This is a genomic window from Carboxydothermus islandicus, assembly GCF_001950325.1.
Classification (GTDB): Bacteria; Bacillota; Z-2901; order Carboxydothermales; family Carboxydothermaceae; genus Carboxydothermus; species Carboxydothermus islandicus.
Genome location: NZ_BDJL01000055.1, coordinates 28,255 through 44,021, shown reverse-complemented (window position 1 = coordinate 44,021; position 15,767 = coordinate 28,255). Strand labels below are relative to the sequence as shown.

The following is a 15,767-nucleotide window of genomic DNA, read 5'->3' as shown; positions in this document are numbered from 1 at the left end:
GTGGCGGTAAGAAAAGATAGCCCCTTAATCGTTGGATTGGGGGATGGCGAGAATTTTCTTGCGTCAGACATTCCCGCTATTTTAAACCACACTCGAAGGACCTATATCCTTCAGGATGGCGAAATTGCTGAAATAACCGCTAACACGGTGAAAGTCTACGATATGGATGGAAATCCGGTGGCCAAAGAAGTTTACGAAGTAACCTGGAATGCCGAGGAAGCGGAAAAAGGCGGTTATGCTCACTTTATGCAAAAAGAAATTTTTGAACAGCCCAAAGCTTTAAGGGATACTTTAGCCGGTAGGCTGGATGCCGAAAACCTCGAAGTAAATCTGCCGGAAATTGAGGAAAACCTTGAATTTTATAAAAGCTTGAACCGCATTTTCATTTCTGCCTGCGGGACTGCGTATCATGCGGGATTAGTAGGAAAATATCTTTTGGAAAAATTAGTGCGGATTCCGGTGGAAGTGGATGTGGCCTCGGAGTTTCGCTACCGGGATCCTTTAATTGGGCGAAATGACCTCCTGGTGGTAATCAGTCAGTCGGGGGAAACAGCCGATACTTTAGCAGCGCTAAGGGAAGCAAAAAAGCGGGGAGCCCGGGTGTTGGCTGTAACTAATGTGGTAGGGAGCTCCGTTTCCCGGGAAGCCGATGACGTCATTTATACCTGGGCAGGACCGGAGATTGCGGTAGCATCAACCAAAGCGTACACTACCCAGCTTCTCGTGATGTACCTTTTTGCTCTTTATCTGGGAAGAGTTAAAGGCACAATTGATGAAAAATTTTATAAAGAAATGGTCTCGGGGCTTAAAGAAATTCCCCAGAAAGTACAGGAAGTTCTTGATGCCGAAGATAAAGTTATCGAATTTGCAAGAAAACACTTAACCAAAGAAGATGCCTTCTTTATCGGCAGAGGTCTGGATTTTGCGGTGAGCTTGGAAGGGCAGTTAAAGTTAAAGGAAATATCTTACATTCATGCCGAAGCTTATGCTGCCGGTGAGTTAAAGCACGGAACTTTAGCCTTAATTGTCAAAGATGTTCCGGTAATAGCTCTGGCTACCCAGGAAGCTCTATTTGAAAAGATGCTTTCTAACATTAAAGAAGTAAATGCCAGGGAAGCTACCATTCTTGGGATTGCTTTTGCAGGAAAAAAGGAAATAGCTAAAGTTACCGATGAGCAAATATATCTACCGCGGGTACCGGAGCTTTTAGCCCCAATCCTCGCGGTGGTGCCTTTGCAGCTCTTGGCGTACCATATGGCAGTTTTAAGGGGCAACGATGTTGATAAACCGCGGAATTTAGCAAAAAGCGTAACGGTGGAGTAAAATTTGCTTTCCCGGAAATAATAAAAAAGAAATTATTTTCCGGGAGGGATTTTTGTGGATGACATTGTCGGCAGGGTAAGCTACTTGCAGGGACTTGCAGAAGGAATTAATTTAAAGGAAAAGGGAAAAGAAGGAGAAATAATCACTGAAATAATTGATTTAATCGCAGACCTAACGGAAGAAGTAAGGAGCTTAAGAGACGACCAGGAACGGCTTGAAGAATATGTCGAAACGGTGGATGAGGATTTATATGAATTAGAGGATGCGGTTTACGATGATGACGAAGAGTTTACCTATGTCACCTGTCCAGAATGCGGAGAACGGGTTTATTTTGAAAGGGAGCTTTTGGAAGCGGACGATAATTATGAGATTACCTGTCCTAATTGCGGGGCCCTGGTGTTAGTGAGCGAATTCATTGAAAAGGGGCGAAAACAGGATTTCAATCAACCAAATTACGATGATGTAATTTAAGGCGGGAGCAATCCCGCCTTAAAAATTTACCTGGGGTTTATATCCAGTTTTAAGTACCCAAAATTCTTTTTCTAATTCCTGTAAGCGGTGGGCCAAAAAGTCGGTTTTCAGAGAGTAGGTCCGGGCAAACTCTGCAAATTTATTTTGGTTTTCAAGGATTTCGTGCTGCTTTGCGGCAATACCTGCAACTTCGCGGAAAAGTTCCGGCATTTTTTCGGTAAGATATAGAACGTTTTTAGCAATGATGTTTTGGTTTTCTGCTAAAGAGTTTGTCCTTTTTTCCAGAGAATCAAAGCGATTTTCCAGAGTTTCTACCCGAACTTTAAGGTTAAAAACCTCACCTTCTAAATGGTCAAGCCTTAGTTCAACTTTGTCCAATCTTTCTTCAACTTTGTCCAATCTCTTTTCTACGCTGTCCAGTCTTTGTTCGACTCTATCCAGTCTTTGCTCAACATTTTCCAGTCTTTGCTCAACATTTTCCAGTCTTTGCTCAACGTTTTCCAGTCTTTGCTCAACATTTTCCAGTCTTAGTTCAACTCTATCCAGTCTTTGCTCGATGTTTGTTACTTTAGTATTTAGGTCAAAAAGACTTTGATCAATCCGTTGCAGATGGCCGTTTAAATTACTAAGGGCTTTTAAAACTTCCTGCGTAAATTGGGCTTGCTCCATAAAAATCCCCCTCAAGTTTTATTAACTAAATTATAGCATAAAACACTAACTTGTCTAATATTTTATATACAAAAAAAGGAAGGAGGGGGAAAATGCGGGAAGTATTTGAAATTTTAACCCCGACCTTAAGAAAGGTCTTAGAAGGAGTCGATGATCTTCCCCTGGAAGAAATTAGAATCAGGAAAAACCGGCCTTTAAGTTTGATTTTTGGCGAGGAAGAAGTATTCATCAATGCACGTGGAGAATACACTTTTGACCAGGACAACGGGGTAGGTTTGGCGGAGGAGGAGTTTTTGGCGCTCTTTCAATTAATTACGGCCTCATCTTATTATGCCTTGGAAGAAGAATTAAAACAGGGCTACATAACCATTAAAGGAGGACACCGTATTGGCTTTACCGGTCAGGCGGTATTGGAGAACGGAAAGATTCGCCATATAAAAAACGTTAGCAGCATTAATATCCGGATAGCGCGGGAGATCAAGGGAGTAGCCGAAAATTTTGCTCCTTATCTTGTTAATAATAACGGCGAGCCGGTCAACACTTTAATTTTGTCTCCACCCCGCAGCGGTAAAACAACCATGCTCAGGGATTTAGCGAGAATTTTTGCCAACGGTTCCGCTCTTCTGGGAATTCCTGGAATACCGGTGGGAATTGTGGACGAGCGTTCGGAAATTGCCGCAAGTTATAAAGGGGAACCGCAGTTAGATGTCGGAATCCGGGCCGATGTTTTGGATGGTTGTCCTAAAGCCCAGGGAATGATCATCCTTTTACGCTCCATGGCTCCAAAGCTAATCGTTACCGATGAAATCGGGCGGGAAGAAGATGTAGGAGCACTGGTAGAAGTGGCCAATGCTGGGGTAGCGATATTTACCTCGGCCCATGCCCGGGATATGGATGATTTAAAGAGGAGGCTGCGGTTTTTGCCCTTTTTGAAATTGGGGATTTTTGAAAGATACGTGATTTTAAGCCGGCGGGAAGGACCGGGTACGGTAGAAGCGGTGTTAGATGCTCAGGGCAAAGTTATCATTGGGAGGGATTAAAATGTATCTGAAGCTTTTAGGGGCGTGTCTTACCGTTGCCGGAACCGGTGCTCTGGGATTTTATCTTGGTAACAGGTACTTGCAGAGGGTAAGGGATTTGGAAAGGTTAATTAACCTCTTAAACTTCTTAAAATCCGAGATACGTTATAAAGCTACGCCTTTACCGGAAATTTTTGCCAAAATGGCTAATTCCGAAGAAGGGACGGTAGCCAGGCTTTTTGAGATTAAGGATAAAACCTTACCGGTTAATCAGGGACTAAAAAAAGCTCTTGTTGAAGGATTTTTCCAAACGGCTCTCTTAAAGCGGGAACAGGAAATACTTTTAGCGTTTGCTGAAAAAATAGGAATGTCGGACTTGCGGGAGCAGGAAAATCTTTTAAATTATACCTGCGAACAGTTAAAACTTGTTTTAGCCGAAAGCCGGCAGGAAGCGGAGAAAAATGTCAAACTCGTTAATTACTTGGGAGTGCTTGTAGGAGCGTTTTTGGTTTTGCTGTTTTTTTAAAGGAGGGTTAAAATGGCGAGCATTGAAATTATTTTTAAAATTGCAGGAGTTGGCATCTTAACCGCGGTTATTCATACGGTTTTAAAACATGCGGGCAAAGAAGAACAAGCGTACATGGCTACTCTGGCAGGTATATCCATAGTATTATTCTGGGTGATTCAAATCCTGGCGGAACTTTTTACGGAAATTAAAACCGTGTTTAAGCTGTTTTAGGAGGTCCCTATGGAGATTGGAACGGTGGTGGGCCTTGGTTTAATAGCTACTACCTTGGCCTTGATTGTTAAAAAGGAACGGCCAGAAATAGCAGTTTTATTAAGCTTAACGGCGGGCGTAGTGGTATTTTTACTTTTAATGGATAAAATTGCGGCGGTTGTGGAAGTGTTTACCGGTTTAGGGGAGAGAGCTGGTCTTAACAGTTTATATTTGGGGATTATTTTTAAAATAATTGGCATATCTTATCTTGCGGAGTTTGGTGCCCAAATCTGCAGGGATGCGGGAGAAGGGGCAATTGCGCAAAAAATCGAGCTGGCTGCCAAAATTTTGGTCATTATTTTGGCAATTCCCATCCTTATGGCGGTTTTAGAAACTTTGTTAAAATTACTGCCCGAATAGGATGAAAGCCATGAAAAAGTTCAGCATTATTCTTTTTACCTTAATTTTCCTTATCCTGAATAGAGTGGTCCCGGTATTTGCCAACGAAGTAAGCCTTCCAGTTGAGGCGGAGAAAATTTTAAATTCTGCGGAAGAGGAATTAAAAAAAGTTGTTCCGCAAGTAGACCTTAAAAGAGAAGTATTGGCAATTTTTCGGGGAGAGAAGAAAATATCGTTGACCGAAATATGGGGGGACCTGAAGGGAACCCTTTTAGCTGAAATCCGGGGAAATATAAAAATTCTCTTTAAGCTGTTTATTTTAGCTATTATTCTTTCCCTTTTACGACAGTTGGAAAATAGCTTTTCTTCAGGAAGCATAGCGCAGATTTCCCAAGCAGCGTGCTATCTGGCTTTTATGCTTTTAGCCCTGCAGAGTTTTACCCTGGCGTTAAAAATTGGCAGGGATGCGGTGGAAGGAATGGTGGGGGTGGCTCTATCTTTACTGCCGGCAAGTCTTGGCTTGATTGCGGCAGCGGGAGCCGTGACTACTTCTGCCTTGCTATCTCCCACTTTATTGGGGGTAATTGGGATAATGGGGAGTGTCATCAAAAACTTTGTTTTTCCCCTGCTTTATCTCAGTGTGTTAGTGGAGATAGCTACCGGATTAAGCGGACGGTTTTCCCTTGATAAATTAATAAAGTTTGCCCAGCAGATAAGTATCGGGTTAGTAGGTCTAATGTTAAGTTTACTTTTAGGGGTTGGGGCCTTAGAAACCGTTGCCGGAGGGGTTGCCGATAATTTTATCTTAAAAACCGCAAGGTTTGCCACCGGAACTTTTGTACCGGTAGTGGGAAAAGTTTTAACCGATGCCGTAGAAGCGGTTGCCGGAACTGTTTATCTGTTAAAGAATGCGCTCAATGCTCTGGGCATTATGATTTTGTTCGGGGTAGTTACAGCTCCAGCAGTTAAAATACTGGTTTTAGGAGGTTTATATAAGTTTGCCGGAGCTGTTTTAGAGCCGCTGGGAGAGGAAAACTACGTTAAGACTTTAACCGGTATGGGTAATGCCCTCCTTTTAATCTTTGGCGTTTTAGCAATTTTAAGCTTATTTTTATTTTTCCTTTTTGCGGTGTTGATTTCCGCTGGTAAACCCGTATAGGGGTGATAGGATGGAAGGTTTAATTAAACTTGCCAGGGAAATAATTTTTTTACTTCTCCTTTTTACTTTTTTAGAATTGCTCTTGCCTCTGGGACAAATACGGAATTTCACCCGGGCAATCATTGGCCTTTTACTGATTATGGCCATGCTAACATCACTGATGGAGCTTTTGCATGTTAACTGGAATTTGGCGGTTTTTTTGCCTGAAAGTCAGAGTAAAACGGTAACGGTTAGTCAGGGAAGTCTTTTGGAAAAGGCCAGGTCCGAGGCGGAGAAAAGCCTGGAAGCCCAGATAAAAGCCCTTTTAAACTTGAACGGGGGCAAAGTAGAAGAAGTAGAGGTTAAGCTGGGAGAGGGACGGGTGAAGGAAGTTACGGTTTACGTAAAAAAGCCGCTGGAGGAGGGGGAAAAGGCACGTTTTGCGGAAGTTTTAAAAGCATTTTTTGGTATAGAAAAAAACATAAATTTTAAAAGAGTGGAGGTGGGTCAATGAAGTTTTGGGAGTTTTTTAAAGAGATAGAGCGGGACAAACTTATTTTCTTTGTTAGCCTTGCGATAATTGGTTTGGTGTTTTTAGCGTGGGGGGAAAGTCCAAAGAGCAAAACCGCAACCCCGGAATTGCCCAGAAGCAGTGCTCAGATTGAATCGGAAATTAACCGACAGGAGAAAGAACTTGCCGAACGTCTTGAGGGCATTTTAGGGAAAATTGCCGGAGTTGGGGAAGTAGCGGTTGAAGTTAAACTTTTACGCAGTTCGGCAAAAGAATATGCTTTAAACCGTAATGCCGGGCAAAAAATTACTAATGAAACGGAAAAATCGGGAATTAGTCGGAGTATTAACGAAAACACCGACCAAAAAGAAGTAGTTTTAATAAAAGACCGGGAAGGGCAGGAAAGCCCGGTATTGTTAACCGAAGAAACGCCGGTAGTGGGTGGAGTTGTCGTAGTGGCCGAGGGAGCTGGAAATCCGGCATTAAAAGAAAAAATTATTCAGGCGGTGGCCAGTGCCCTGGCGGTACCGCTTCATAAAATTGAAGTACTGGAAGGGGAGAGTAAAATTGTACGTAATTAAAAAACAATGGCTGCTTGGTATAGGGATTTTTTTAGTGTTGGTTCTTGCTTTAATTGTAACAGTTCCAAGACCAGAAGAAAGTCTAACAAGTACAAAACCAGACACTGTAGTTGATAACTCGTTGACGACGGCCAAAAATCTTGGGGAGTTCAGATTAATGAGGGAAAAAAATCGTTCCTATTTAATTGAAAGCTTAAAAGAGCTTGGGGTGAATCGCCAAGCGGCGGAAGAAAGAATTCTAAAAATTTTAGATTTTAAGGAAAAAGAAAGTTTTTTGGAGGAAACCTTAAAAGCCCGTTACGATACCGATGTGGTTGCTTATCTTCAGGATACCCAGGCGGTAGTGGTGGTGAAAAAAGAGGAAGATGATAAAATCCGCATGGAAATAAGAGATTTTGTGGCCCAAAATTTAAATTATCCCGCCGGTAAAGTGCTGGTAATCTTTAAATAAGTATACTTGTATACTTATTTCCAAAGAGTTTCGTGAATTTGTAAGTTTTTATATAATAACCGTGTAAAAGCAATAAAAAGAGGTGCAATTACCTCTTTTTTTTATATTTAGGGGTGAGAGAGATGAGGCGCAGAGTAAAAATTACCGATACCACCTTAAGAGATGGCCACCAGAGCCTTTGGGCTACGAGGATGCGGACCGAACACATGCTCCCCATCTTAGAAAAACTTGACCAGGTGGGGTATCATTCCCTGGAAGTGTGGGGCGGAGCTACTTTTGATGTTTGCCTGCGCTATTTAAAAGAAGATCCCTGGGAGCGCTTAAGAGCAATTAAGAAACTTGTTAAAAAGACCCCTTTACAAATGCTTTTACGGGGTCAGTCGTTAGTGGGTTACCAGCATTATCCCGATGATGTGGTAGAACGTTTTGTTTTTAAAGCTGTGGAAAATGGCATAGATATTATAAGAATTTTTGACGCCTTAAATGATATTCGCAATATGGAAGTACCAATAAAAGCCGCAAAAGCTGCCGGGGCTCACGTACAGGCGGCGGTAGTTTATACTATTAGCCCTGTGCATACTTTGGAGCATTATGTTGAAACTGCCAAACGTTTGGTGGAAATGGGTGCCGATTCAATTTGCATAAAAGATATGGCGGGATTATGTACTCCCTACCACGCTTATGAGTTGGTGGCGGCTTTGAAAAAAGAGATCGGGGTACTCCTGCAATTTCACAGCCACTATATCGGGGGGCTTGCCGTTGGGGCTTACTTAAAAGCCATTGAAGCAGGGGTGGACGTGGTGGATACCGCCAGCGTACCTCTGGCTTTTGGTGCTTCCCAGCCTCCGGTGGAAACGGTGGTGAGAGCCCTGGCGGATACCCCTTACGATACCGGGCTTAATATTCACGAGCTCTTTGAGATTGCCCGCTATTTTGAAGATTTACGCAAACGGTTAGGCTATGAACGGGGGGTTACCCGCATTTCCGACATGCGGGTTTTTGAACATCAGGTTCCGGGTGGGATGATCACCAATTTAATTAGCCAGTTAGAAGAGCAAAAGGCGCTCCATCGCCTGGAAGAAGTTTTGGAAGAAATACCGCGGGTCCGGGCGGAGCTTGGTTATCCTCCCCTGGTTACACCTACCAGTCAAATTGTAGGGACTCAGGCGGTGTTAAATGTTTTAACCGGGGAGCGCTATAAATTAATACCGGGAGAAGTGCGGTCATATGTTCAGGGTTTGTACGGCCGGCCGCCAGCTCCTATTGACCCGGAAATTAAAGCCAAGATCCTTGGGGACTTAAAACCGGTAGAGTGCCGTCCGGCTGACTTGTTAGAACCGAGAATGGAAAAAATAAAAGAAGAGATAAAAGATTTAGCCCGGTCGGAAGAAGACCTCCTGTCTTATGCTTTATTCCCCCAGATTGCCCGCAAGTTTTTTGAAGAGCGGGAGCAGGGGAAATTAACACCGGTGGTGAATAATAAAGAAGTAAGAAAAAAGCCTAAAGAATCAGGGAAGGAGGAACAAAATTTGAATTTAAAGGAAGTACGGGAATTAATACTCTTATTGAATGAAACAAATATTTCGGAACTGGTTATTGAAAGCGAAGGTACGAAAATTGCTATAAAAAAAGGACAAGGGTCGAGCGAAGGAACGGTAACAATGTTACCGCAGGTCCCGGCAACAGGGGCAACAGAAGTTGAGAGCAAAGAAAAAGTAGAAGAAAAGAACGAGGGTAATTTTTCTTTGATAACTTCGCCTATGGTAGGTACTTTCTACCGAGCTCCCGCTCCAGGAGCGCCGCCTTTTGTGGAGGTGGGGCAGAAAATAAAGCCTGGAGATGTCCTTTGTATCATTGAAGCCATGAAACTTATGAATGAAATTGAAAGTGAGATAAGTGGCGAGATTGTAGAGATTTTAGTTGAAAATGGTGAAATGGTGGAGTACGGTCAACCGCTCTTCAAAGTAAGGGTATAGTGAGAAATTTGCCCAAAAGTTTTTGACTTTTGGGTAATTTTTTAGAAAGGAATGATTGGATGTTTAAAAAAGTTCTTGTAGCCAATCGGGGAGAAATTGCCGTCCGGATTATTCGAGCATTGAGAGAAATGGGAATTTTAAGTGTTGCGGTTTATTCGGAAGCGGACCGGGAAAGTTTGCATGTAAAACTTGCCGACGAGGCGATTTGCATCGGTCCTAAAGAATCAAACCGAAGCTACTTAAATATACCGGCAATCATCAGTGCGGCTCTGGTTACCGGAGCCGAAGCTATTCACCCGGGCTATGGCTTTTTAGCGGAAAATGCGGCTTTTGCCGAAGCGGTGGAAGCCAGCGGATTGACTTTTATTGGTCCGCCCCCCCGGGCCATTGAGTTAATGGGGGATAAGGCTACCGCTCGCCAAACCATGATTGCAGCGGGAGTTCCGGTAGTACCCGGTTCCAAAAAAGTAGTTGAAAATGTGGAAGAAGCTGTGTCTATTGCCCGGGAGATTGGTTATCCGGTGATGTTAAAAGCTTCGGCAGGGGGCGGTGGCAAAGGGATGAGGATTGCCCAGAACGATGAGGATTTGGCCAAAGCTTTTATTACCGCCCGTACTGAAGCCCAAAATGCCTTTGGCAATCCCGATGTTTATTTAGAAAAATATGTGGAAGAACCGCGGCATATCGAGATTCAAGTTTTAGGGGACAAACACGGAAATTATGTTTATTTATTTGAACGGGATTGCTCCATTCAGCGGCGCCACCAGAAGTTAATTGAAGAGGCACCTTCTCCCTTTGTTGATCCGATTCTGCGGGAAAAAATGGGGGAGGCCGCTTTAAAGGCCTGCCGGGCTGTCGGTTATTACAGTGCCGGAACGGTGGAGTTTTTAGTGGATAGAAATAAAAACTTTTATTTTATGGAGATGAACACCCGTATTCAAGTGGAACATCCGGTTACGGAGTTTATTACCGGGGTAGATCTTATTAAAGAACAAATTAAAATTGCCGCCGGAGAAAAACTTTCCATAAGCCAAAAAGATTTAAAAATCAACGGTTGGGCTATTGAATGCCGGATAAATGCCGAAGATCCGGAAAAAAACTTTATGCCCAGTCCCGGAACGGTAACCGAATACTTACCTCCCGGTGGTAATGGTGTGCGGGTCGACAGTTTTCTTTATTCCGGCTATAAAGTTGTACCCTATTACGACTCACTGGTGGCCAAGGTGATAACCTGGGGGCAAAACCGGGAAGAAGCTATTTCCCGGATGCAGAGGGCTCTTTTGGAAATGCGGGTAGAGGGAATTAAAACTACAATTCCTTTTCATTTAAAGGTGTTAGAAAATGCCTTTTTCCGCAAGGGTGAAGTTTACACTAATTTTGTCCAAAGAAGAATTTTGGTCGAAGAGTAATAATTATTGTTGAAAAGTTTACCGCTTGTTATAATATGATTAAAAGGTGGTTATAAAAATTCAAGGAGGTTTTTTTCGTGGATGGCAGAGATAATAAATTAATCCGGGAAGAAGGGACCGAAATCGGGAGTATAAAAATCAGCGACGAGGTTGTGGCGGTAATTGCCGGCTTAGCAGCTTCGGAAATTCCCGGTGTGGCGGGAATGAGCGGTACGTTGGCTGGAATTGCTGAAAAGCTTGGAATGAAGTCCATGGCCAAAGGGGTAAAAGTTGAAGTAGGAGAAAGGGAAACGGCGATTGATTTATATATCATTGTTGAGTATGGCGTAAGAATACCTGATGTGGCCAGTGAGGTTCAACAAGCGGTGAAAAAAGCTGTGGAAAGCATGACCGGTCTTACAGTGGTGGAGGTCAATGTTCATGTCCAGGGGGTGCACTTCCCCGCTGAAGGGAAGGAAGAGGAAATACGGGTTAAGTAGTGGCGGGTTATAACCCGCCAATCTTATTGACAAAGGGGGGTTGAAATGAACTTTGTAGACCGGAGTATCTTATTTCTTTATGGTTTTGTGACTGTTATTTTACTTTTTTGTTTTATGCTGGTAGTTTTAGGCTGGCACTTGCCAATTATTTACATAAAAAATATGCTTTTTGATGTCCAATTGCGGACCGCGCTTTTTGCTTTTCTCCTGGTACTATTCCTTTTAGGTCTAAGAGTTGTTGTTTTAAGCTTAAAAACCCAACACAAAAGAGATAAGGGAATTTCTTTAGAAGGGGAGCTTGGCCAAATAAACGTTACCTTTGATACCATAACGGCATTAATTAAAAGAGTTGCGGGAAAAATTCCGGGAGTAAAAGAAGTGCGGCCAGTTCTACAAGCTTATCCCGAAGGATTAGGAGTAGAAGTGGTGGTGCGGGTGCTTCCGGATTTAAACATCCCGGAAACTTCTAAACGGCTGCAGGAAGAGATAAACAGCTACATTCAGGAGAGTTTGGGGATAAAACTTTCAAGGATCAAAATAAAAGTAGAAGATATTGCCCAGGAATTAAGGCCGCGGGTAGAATAGGAGTGTGGAGCTAATGGAAGAGTGGGAAGTTTTCTTTCGGAAAAACCGGGGAAAAATATTAGGGATAGTTATTGGTGGAGGTTTTGGTTTTTTAGCCATTGCTTTTGGTTTCTGGAAAGCATTATTCCTGGCTATATGTCTTGGTCTGGGTTATTTTATTGGAAAACGTTTAGACGAGGAACAAGATTTTAGCCGGGTTTGGGAGAAAATTTTTAAAGAGCGGTAATATAAGGGAGGGCAGTCGTGAATCGTCATACGGCAAGGGAACTTGCATTTAAAGCGCTGTTTGGACTGGATTTTGCTCCCGAAAAAATTTTGAATACCTTGGAAAACCTGTGGTCAGAAAAAATCGCCGAAGGGGAAATACCTCCGGAAAAGTTGGTAAATTTCTCCCGGGAATTGGTACTGGGGGTTATTGAAAAAAAGGAACGATTGGATGAGATTATACGCCGGCGCGCTATTGGTTGGGATTTTAATAGACTGGCAAGGGTGGACAAGACCCTTTTGCGCCTGGCTTTATATGAAATGTTATATAGACCGGATATTGACATTCCGGTTTCTATAGATGAAGCGGTGGAATTAGCCAAAGTATACGGTGAAGAAGAGTCGCCAAAATTCATCAATGGAATTTTGGGCTATGTGGCTGAACATATCGAAGAATTCTGGGAGGAAAGTTAATGGAAGGTATTTTTCTGGGGTTTGATACAAGCAACTATACAACGTCCTTTGCCGCCGTTGACGGTGAGGGACGTTTAATTTTTGACTTAAGGGAAATACTGCCGGTACCGGATGGTGAGGTGGGGTTAAGGCAACGGGAGGTAGTTTTCCTGCATCTGCGGCATTTAAAGGAAATGTTGCAGGAAGGTTTTAACAAGATTTCCCGGGATCAGGTGCGGGGTATCGGTGTTTCGGTTAAACCAAGACCTGTACCGGAGTCGTATATGCCATCTTTTTTGGCGGGAGAGGTAATTGCAGGAGCTCTTGCCCTGGCTCTGGGGGTGCCGCTTTATGAGACTACCCATCAGGAGGGGCATCTGGCGGCAGCCCTTTGGTCGGTAAAGGAAGATTTTTCTAAATTTTTAGCAGTACATTTTTCCGGAGGAACCAGTGAAATTTTAAAAGTAGAAAAAGAATCCCAAGGATATAAAATAGAAATTTTAGGTAAAAGTCTTGACATTTCTGCAGGCCAGCTGGTGGACCGCATTGGGGTTTTACTTGGCCTTCCCTTTCCTGCAGGAAAATCTTTAGAAGAATTAGCGCAAAAGGCTTTAGGAGAGCTCAAGGTACCTTCGACTTTTATTAATGGTAACTGGCACTTTTCGGGTGCCGAAGCCTACTTGAAAAGAAAGATAAACCACTTTCCGGCTTGGGAAATTGCGCGGGCGGTAGAAGATGTAGTTGCCCGGACTTTATATAAAATAATCCAGTACCACCTGCAAAATCATGGAAATCTTCCGGTGGTTTTAATGGGCGGGGTTATGGCAAATAATTATATAAAAAACTTTTTGCGGGAAAAAGTAAAGAAAAGAGGCCTAAAAGCAAATCTTTATTTTGCCGAACCTCGCTATGCTTCGGATAATGCGGTGGGGGTAGCGGAATTAACCCGAATTAGAAGGATTTTTTAATTTAATGAAGAATATTAATAAAATTATGAAATAAATATAAAATTCATAAAACTCAAAGGAGGGCGGATTGGTGTTTAAAATCTTAAAAAAGGAAAACTTGGCACCCTCAATTAAACTTTTTGAAATTGACGCACCTCTGGTGGCAAGAAAAGCTCAGGCGGGGCAATTTATTATTTTAAAAATTGACGAGAAAGGAGAAAGAATCCCGCTTACCATAGCCGATTATGATCGGGAAAAAGGGCTTGTCACCATAATCTTTCAGGAAGTGGGGAAAACAACCAAGCAGTTAGGACTACTCAATGAGGGGGATGCGGTTAGCGATTTTGTAGGTCCTTTGGGTGTTCCATCCCATATTGAAAAGTTCGGGAATGTGGTGTGTATTGGTGGAGGAGTGGGGATTGCTCCGATTTATCCTATAACCCGGGCGTTAAAAGAAGCCGGAAATAAAGTTATTGGGATTATTGGTGCTCGCTCAAAAGAATATCTCTTCTGGGAAGAAAAAATGCGGGCGGTAACCGATGAGTTGTTGGTGACGACCGATGACGGTTCGTATGTGAGAAAGGGTTTTGTCACCGATGTTTTAAAGGAGGTAATTGACCGCGGAGAAAAAATTGACCTGGTTGTGGCGATCGGGCCGCTTCCGATGATGAAGGCGGTAGCTGAGGTTACCCGGCCTTATCAAATAAAAACCATAGTAAGTTTAAACTCCATTATGGTGGATGGAACGGGTATGTGCGGTGCTTGCCGGGTAACGGTTGGCGGCAAAACTAAATTTGTTTGTGTTGATGGCCCGGATTTTGATGGTCATTTGGTGGATTTTGATGAGCAAATGCGTCGGGCAAAGATCTACCAGGATGAAGAAAAGAGAGCCCTCTTAAAGTTTGAAGAGGGCTGCGGGAGGTGCTAAATCTATGGCGTTTGATCGGCCAACAAAAAAGTATCCCATGCCTGAACAGGACCCTAAAGTGAGGGCGACAAATTTTGATGAAGTGGCCCTGGGTTACAGTTTGGAACTTGCCATGAAAGAAGCTGAGCGGTGCCTTGATTGTAAGAAACCTGCTTGCATGCAAGGGTGTCCGGTGGAAATTGATATTCCTGGTTTTATAAGATTTATTAAAGCAGGCGATATTGACAGTGCTATCAATAAAATAAAAGAAAAGAATGCTTTACCGGCAGTATGCGGACGGGTTTGCCCTCAGGAAACGCAGTGCGAAGGCCAGTGTGTTTTAGGAAAAAAAGGTGAACCGGTGGCTATCGGCCGTTTAGAACGGTTTGCAGCGGATTATGAATTAGCAAAAGGCACCCAGAATGTTACGGTGGCTCCTCCTACCGGGAAAAGAGTAGCGGTAATAGGTTCAGGACCTGCAGGGCTTACCTGTGCTGCTGATTTGGCCAAATTAGGGCATAAAGTTACTATTTTTGAAGCTCTCCATGTTCCCGGGGGCGTGTTAATGTACGGAATTCCCGAATTCCGTTTACCAAAGCGGATAGTGCAGCAGGAAATTGATAATTTAAAGAAACTCGGTGTGGAAATAAAAACCAACATCGTGATTGGAAAATGTTTAACCGTTGATGAACTTTTAGAAGAAGAAGGCTATGATGCGGTTTTTGTGGGTACCGGGGCAGGACTTCCGAATTTTATGGGGATTCCCGGGGAAAATTTAAATGGTGTATATTCGGCCAATGAATTTTTAACCCGAACCAACTTAATGAAAGCTTATCTCTTTCCCGAATACGATACCCCGATAAAAGTAGGAGAAAAAGTTGCAGTTTTAGGAGCGGGTAATGTGGCTATGGATGCTGCCCGTACCGCATTAAGACTTGGGGCGAAAGAAGTTTACATCGTTTACCGGCGCTCAAGAAACGAGATGCCTGCCCGGCTGGAAGAAATTCACCACGCCGAAGAAGAAGGGATAAAGTTTATGTTACTTACCAACCCGACTCGCATTATCGGGGATGAGAATGGTTGGGTTAAAGCTATGGAGTGTTTGAAGTATGAATTAGGGGAACCGGATGAATCAGGCCGGAGATCACCGGTTCCAATTCCCGGGTCGGAATTTATTATTGAAGTGGATACTGTGGTGGTAGCTATTGGGCAAAGTCCAAACCCCCTGGTCCCCCGAACTACAAAAGGCTTAGAAGTGGGACGCAAAGGTAATATAATTGCCGATGAAAACGGAAAAACCACCCGGGAAGGGGTCTGGGCTGGCGGCGATATTGTTACCGGTGCTGCTACTGTAATCAAGGCTATGGGTGCCGGGAAAAAAGCTGCCAGGGCTATCCACGAATATTTAATGTCGAAATAGGTGAAAACAATTTTTAAATCTTGAAGAAGTTCATCTTGTAGATAAAGCGATTTTTATGTTATTCTTTAGAAGAGAACAAATGTTCCCGATTTAATCACTTCAAATAA

20 protein-coding genes are annotated in these 15,767 nt (G+C 43.2%); 19 read left to right on the top strand and 1 reads right to left on the bottom strand.

Annotated elements, in window-relative coordinates:
- Both glmS and ciss_RS08395 read left to right on the top strand, forming a co-directional pair.
- A partial coding sequence (gene glmS, locus ciss_RS08400) for a glutamine--fructose-6-phosphate transaminase (isomerizing) (RefSeq protein ID WP_235837279.1) occupies positions 1-1,323 on the top strand: 1,323 nt, incomplete at its 5' end.
- A 54-nt stretch (positions 1,324-1,377) separates the two neighbouring features.
- Positions 1,378-1,794: a CD1247 N-terminal domain-containing protein gene (locus ciss_RS08395; protein ID WP_075865828.1), complete on the top strand. Its 417-nt coding sequence runs from the start codon at positions 1,378-1,380 to the stop codon at positions 1,792-1,794.
- Between the two features lie 18 nt (positions 1,795-1,812).
- Here ciss_RS08395 and ciss_RS08390 read toward each other — a convergent pair whose 3' ends face one another.
- A complete protein-coding gene (locus ciss_RS08390) occupies positions 1,813-2,463 on the bottom strand; it encodes a hypothetical protein (RefSeq protein ID WP_075865826.1) in 651 nt (216 codons plus the stop codon).
- Positions 2,464-2,555: 92 nt separating this feature from the next.
- On the opposite strand from ciss_RS08390, the gene spoIIIAA reads away from it, so the two are divergent.
- The 17 genes from spoIIIAA to gltA all read left to right on the top strand — a co-directional run bounded on the left by spoIIIAA (position 2,556) and on the right by gltA (position 15,660).
- On the top strand, positions 2,556-3,503 hold the full coding sequence (spoIIIAA, locus tag ciss_RS08385; RefSeq protein ID WP_075865824.1) for a stage III sporulation protein AA: 948 nt from the start codon (positions 2,556-2,558) through the stop codon (positions 3,501-3,503).
- A 1-nt stretch (position 3,504) separates the two neighbouring features.
- Entirely contained in the window at positions 3,505-4,008 is a 504-nt protein-coding gene (gene spoIIIAB / locus ciss_RS08380; RefSeq protein WP_075865823.1) for a stage III sporulation protein SpoIIIAB, read from the top strand.
- Between the two features lie 12 nt (positions 4,009-4,020).
- Positions 4,021-4,221 (top strand): stage III sporulation protein AC, encoded by a 201-nt coding sequence (gene spoIIIAC / locus ciss_RS08375; RefSeq protein WP_011344897.1) that lies wholly within the window; start codon positions 4,021-4,023, stop codon positions 4,219-4,221.
- A 9-nt stretch (positions 4,222-4,230) separates the two neighbouring features.
- Positions 4,231-4,620, top strand: a complete 390-nt coding sequence (spoIIIAD, locus tag ciss_RS08370; protein ID WP_011344896.1) for a stage III sporulation protein AD — start codon at positions 4,231-4,233, stop codon at positions 4,618-4,620.
- A 10-nt stretch (positions 4,621-4,630) separates the two neighbouring features.
- A complete protein-coding gene (gene spoIIIAE, locus ciss_RS08365) occupies positions 4,631-5,758 on the top strand; it encodes a stage III sporulation protein AE (RefSeq protein WP_075865821.1) in 1,128 nt (375 codons plus the stop codon).
- 10 nt (positions 5,759-5,768) lie between these two features.
- Positions 5,769-6,251: a stage III sporulation protein AF gene (gene spoIIIAF, locus ciss_RS08360; RefSeq protein WP_075865819.1), complete on the top strand. Its 483-nt coding sequence runs from the start codon at positions 5,769-5,771 to the stop codon at positions 6,249-6,251.
- Positions 6,248-6,829, top strand: a complete 582-nt coding sequence (gene spoIIIAG / locus ciss_RS08355; protein ID WP_075865817.1) for a stage III sporulation protein AG — start codon at positions 6,248-6,250, stop codon at positions 6,827-6,829. Before spoIIIAF ends, spoIIIAG begins: the two co-directional genes overlap by 4 nt.
- A complete protein-coding gene (locus ciss_RS08350) occupies positions 6,816-7,280 on the top strand; it encodes a SpoIIIAH-like family protein (protein ID WP_075865815.1) in 465 nt (154 codons plus the stop codon). Before spoIIIAG ends, ciss_RS08350 begins: the two co-directional genes overlap by 14 nt.
- Positions 7,281-7,402: 122 nt before the next feature.
- Complete coding sequence (oadA, locus tag ciss_RS08345; RefSeq protein WP_075865814.1) at positions 7,403-9,256, top strand: sodium-extruding oxaloacetate decarboxylase subunit alpha; 1,854 nt, start codon at positions 7,403-7,405, stop codon at positions 9,254-9,256.
- Between the two features lie 59 nt (positions 9,257-9,315).
- On the top strand, positions 9,316-10,665 hold the full coding sequence (gene accC / locus ciss_RS08340; RefSeq protein ID WP_075865813.1) for an acetyl-CoA carboxylase biotin carboxylase subunit: 1,350 nt from the start codon (positions 9,316-9,318) through the stop codon (positions 10,663-10,665).
- A 77-nt stretch (positions 10,666-10,742) separates the two neighbouring features.
- Positions 10,743-11,144, top strand: a complete 402-nt coding sequence (locus ciss_RS08335; protein WP_075865810.1) for an Asp23/Gls24 family envelope stress response protein — start codon at positions 10,743-10,745, stop codon at positions 11,142-11,144.
- Between the two features lie 45 nt (positions 11,145-11,189).
- Positions 11,190-11,729, top strand: coding sequence for an alkaline shock response membrane anchor protein AmaP (amaP, locus tag ciss_RS08330; protein ID WP_075865808.1), 540 nt, complete (start codon positions 11,190-11,192; stop codon positions 11,727-11,729).
- Positions 11,730-11,742: 13 nt separating this feature from the next.
- On the top strand, positions 11,743-11,955 hold the full coding sequence (locus ciss_RS08325) for a DUF2273 domain-containing protein (protein WP_075865807.1): 213 nt from the start codon (positions 11,743-11,745) through the stop codon (positions 11,953-11,955).
- A gap of 17 nt (positions 11,956-11,972) precedes the next feature.
- Positions 11,973-12,407 (top strand): transcription antitermination factor NusB, encoded by a 435-nt coding sequence (nusB, locus tag ciss_RS08320; protein WP_075865806.1) that lies wholly within the window; start codon positions 11,973-11,975, stop codon positions 12,405-12,407.
- The gene (locus ciss_RS08315; protein WP_075865805.1) at positions 12,407-13,354 is read left to right on the top strand and encodes a Kae1-like domain-containing protein; all 948 of its coding nucleotides are present in this window, start codon (positions 12,407-12,409) and stop codon (positions 13,352-13,354) included. Before nusB ends, ciss_RS08315 begins: the two co-directional genes overlap by 1 nt.
- A gap of 70 nt (positions 13,355-13,424) precedes the next feature.
- On the top strand, positions 13,425-14,261 hold the full coding sequence (locus tag ciss_RS08310) for a sulfide/dihydroorotate dehydrogenase-like FAD/NAD-binding protein (protein ID WP_075865804.1): 837 nt from the start codon (positions 13,425-13,427) through the stop codon (positions 14,259-14,261).
- Positions 14,262-14,265: 4 nt separating this feature from the next.
- Positions 14,266-15,660: an NADPH-dependent glutamate synthase gene (gene gltA, locus ciss_RS08305; RefSeq protein ID WP_075865803.1), complete on the top strand. Its 1,395-nt coding sequence runs from the start codon at positions 14,266-14,268 to the stop codon at positions 15,658-15,660.
- Positions 15,661-15,767: the final 107 nt, after the last annotated feature.

What these genes read in the sequence shown, in the direction of transcription:
- ciss_RS08390 (WP_075865826.1), bottom strand. Translation starts at nt 2,463, where the DNA reads ATGGAGCAAGCCCAATTTACGCAGGAAGTTTTAAAAGCCCTTAGTAAT.
- spoIIIAA (WP_075865824.1), top strand. Translation starts at nt 2,556, where the DNA reads ATGCGGGAAGTATTTGAAATTTTAACCCCGACCTTAAGAAAGGTCTTA.
- spoIIIAB (WP_075865823.1), top strand. Translation starts at nt 3,505, where the DNA reads ATGTATCTGAAGCTTTTAGGGGCGTGTCTTACCGTTGCCGGAACCGGT.
- spoIIIAC (WP_011344897.1), top strand. Translation starts at nt 4,021, where the DNA reads ATGGCGAGCATTGAAATTATTTTTAAAATTGCAGGAGTTGGCATCTTA.
- spoIIIAD (WP_011344896.1), top strand. Translation starts at nt 4,231, where the DNA reads ATGGAGATTGGAACGGTGGTGGGCCTTGGTTTAATAGCTACTACCTTG.
- spoIIIAE (WP_075865821.1), top strand. Translation starts at nt 4,631, where the DNA reads ATGAAAAAGTTCAGCATTATTCTTTTTACCTTAATTTTCCTTATCCTG.
- spoIIIAF (WP_075865819.1), top strand. Translation starts at nt 5,769, where the DNA reads ATGGAAGGTTTAATTAAACTTGCCAGGGAAATAATTTTTTTACTTCTC.
- spoIIIAG (WP_075865817.1), top strand. Translation starts at nt 6,248, where the DNA reads ATGAAGTTTTGGGAGTTTTTTAAAGAGATAGAGCGGGACAAACTTATT.
- oadA (WP_075865814.1), top strand. Translation starts at nt 7,403, where the DNA reads ATGAGGCGCAGAGTAAAAATTACCGATACCACCTTAAGAGATGGCCAC.
- accC (WP_075865813.1), top strand. Translation starts at nt 9,316, where the DNA reads ATGTTTAAAAAAGTTCTTGTAGCCAATCGGGGAGAAATTGCCGTCCGG.
- amaP (WP_075865808.1), top strand. Translation starts at nt 11,190, where the DNA reads ATGAACTTTGTAGACCGGAGTATCTTATTTCTTTATGGTTTTGTGACT.
- ciss_RS08325 (WP_075865807.1), top strand. Translation starts at nt 11,743, where the DNA reads ATGGAAGAGTGGGAAGTTTTCTTTCGGAAAAACCGGGGAAAAATATTA.
- ciss_RS08315 (WP_075865805.1), top strand. Translation starts at nt 12,407, where the DNA reads ATGGAAGGTATTTTTCTGGGGTTTGATACAAGCAACTATACAACGTCC.
- gltA (WP_075865803.1), top strand. Translation starts at nt 14,266, where the DNA reads ATGGCGTTTGATCGGCCAACAAAAAAGTATCCCATGCCTGAACAGGAC.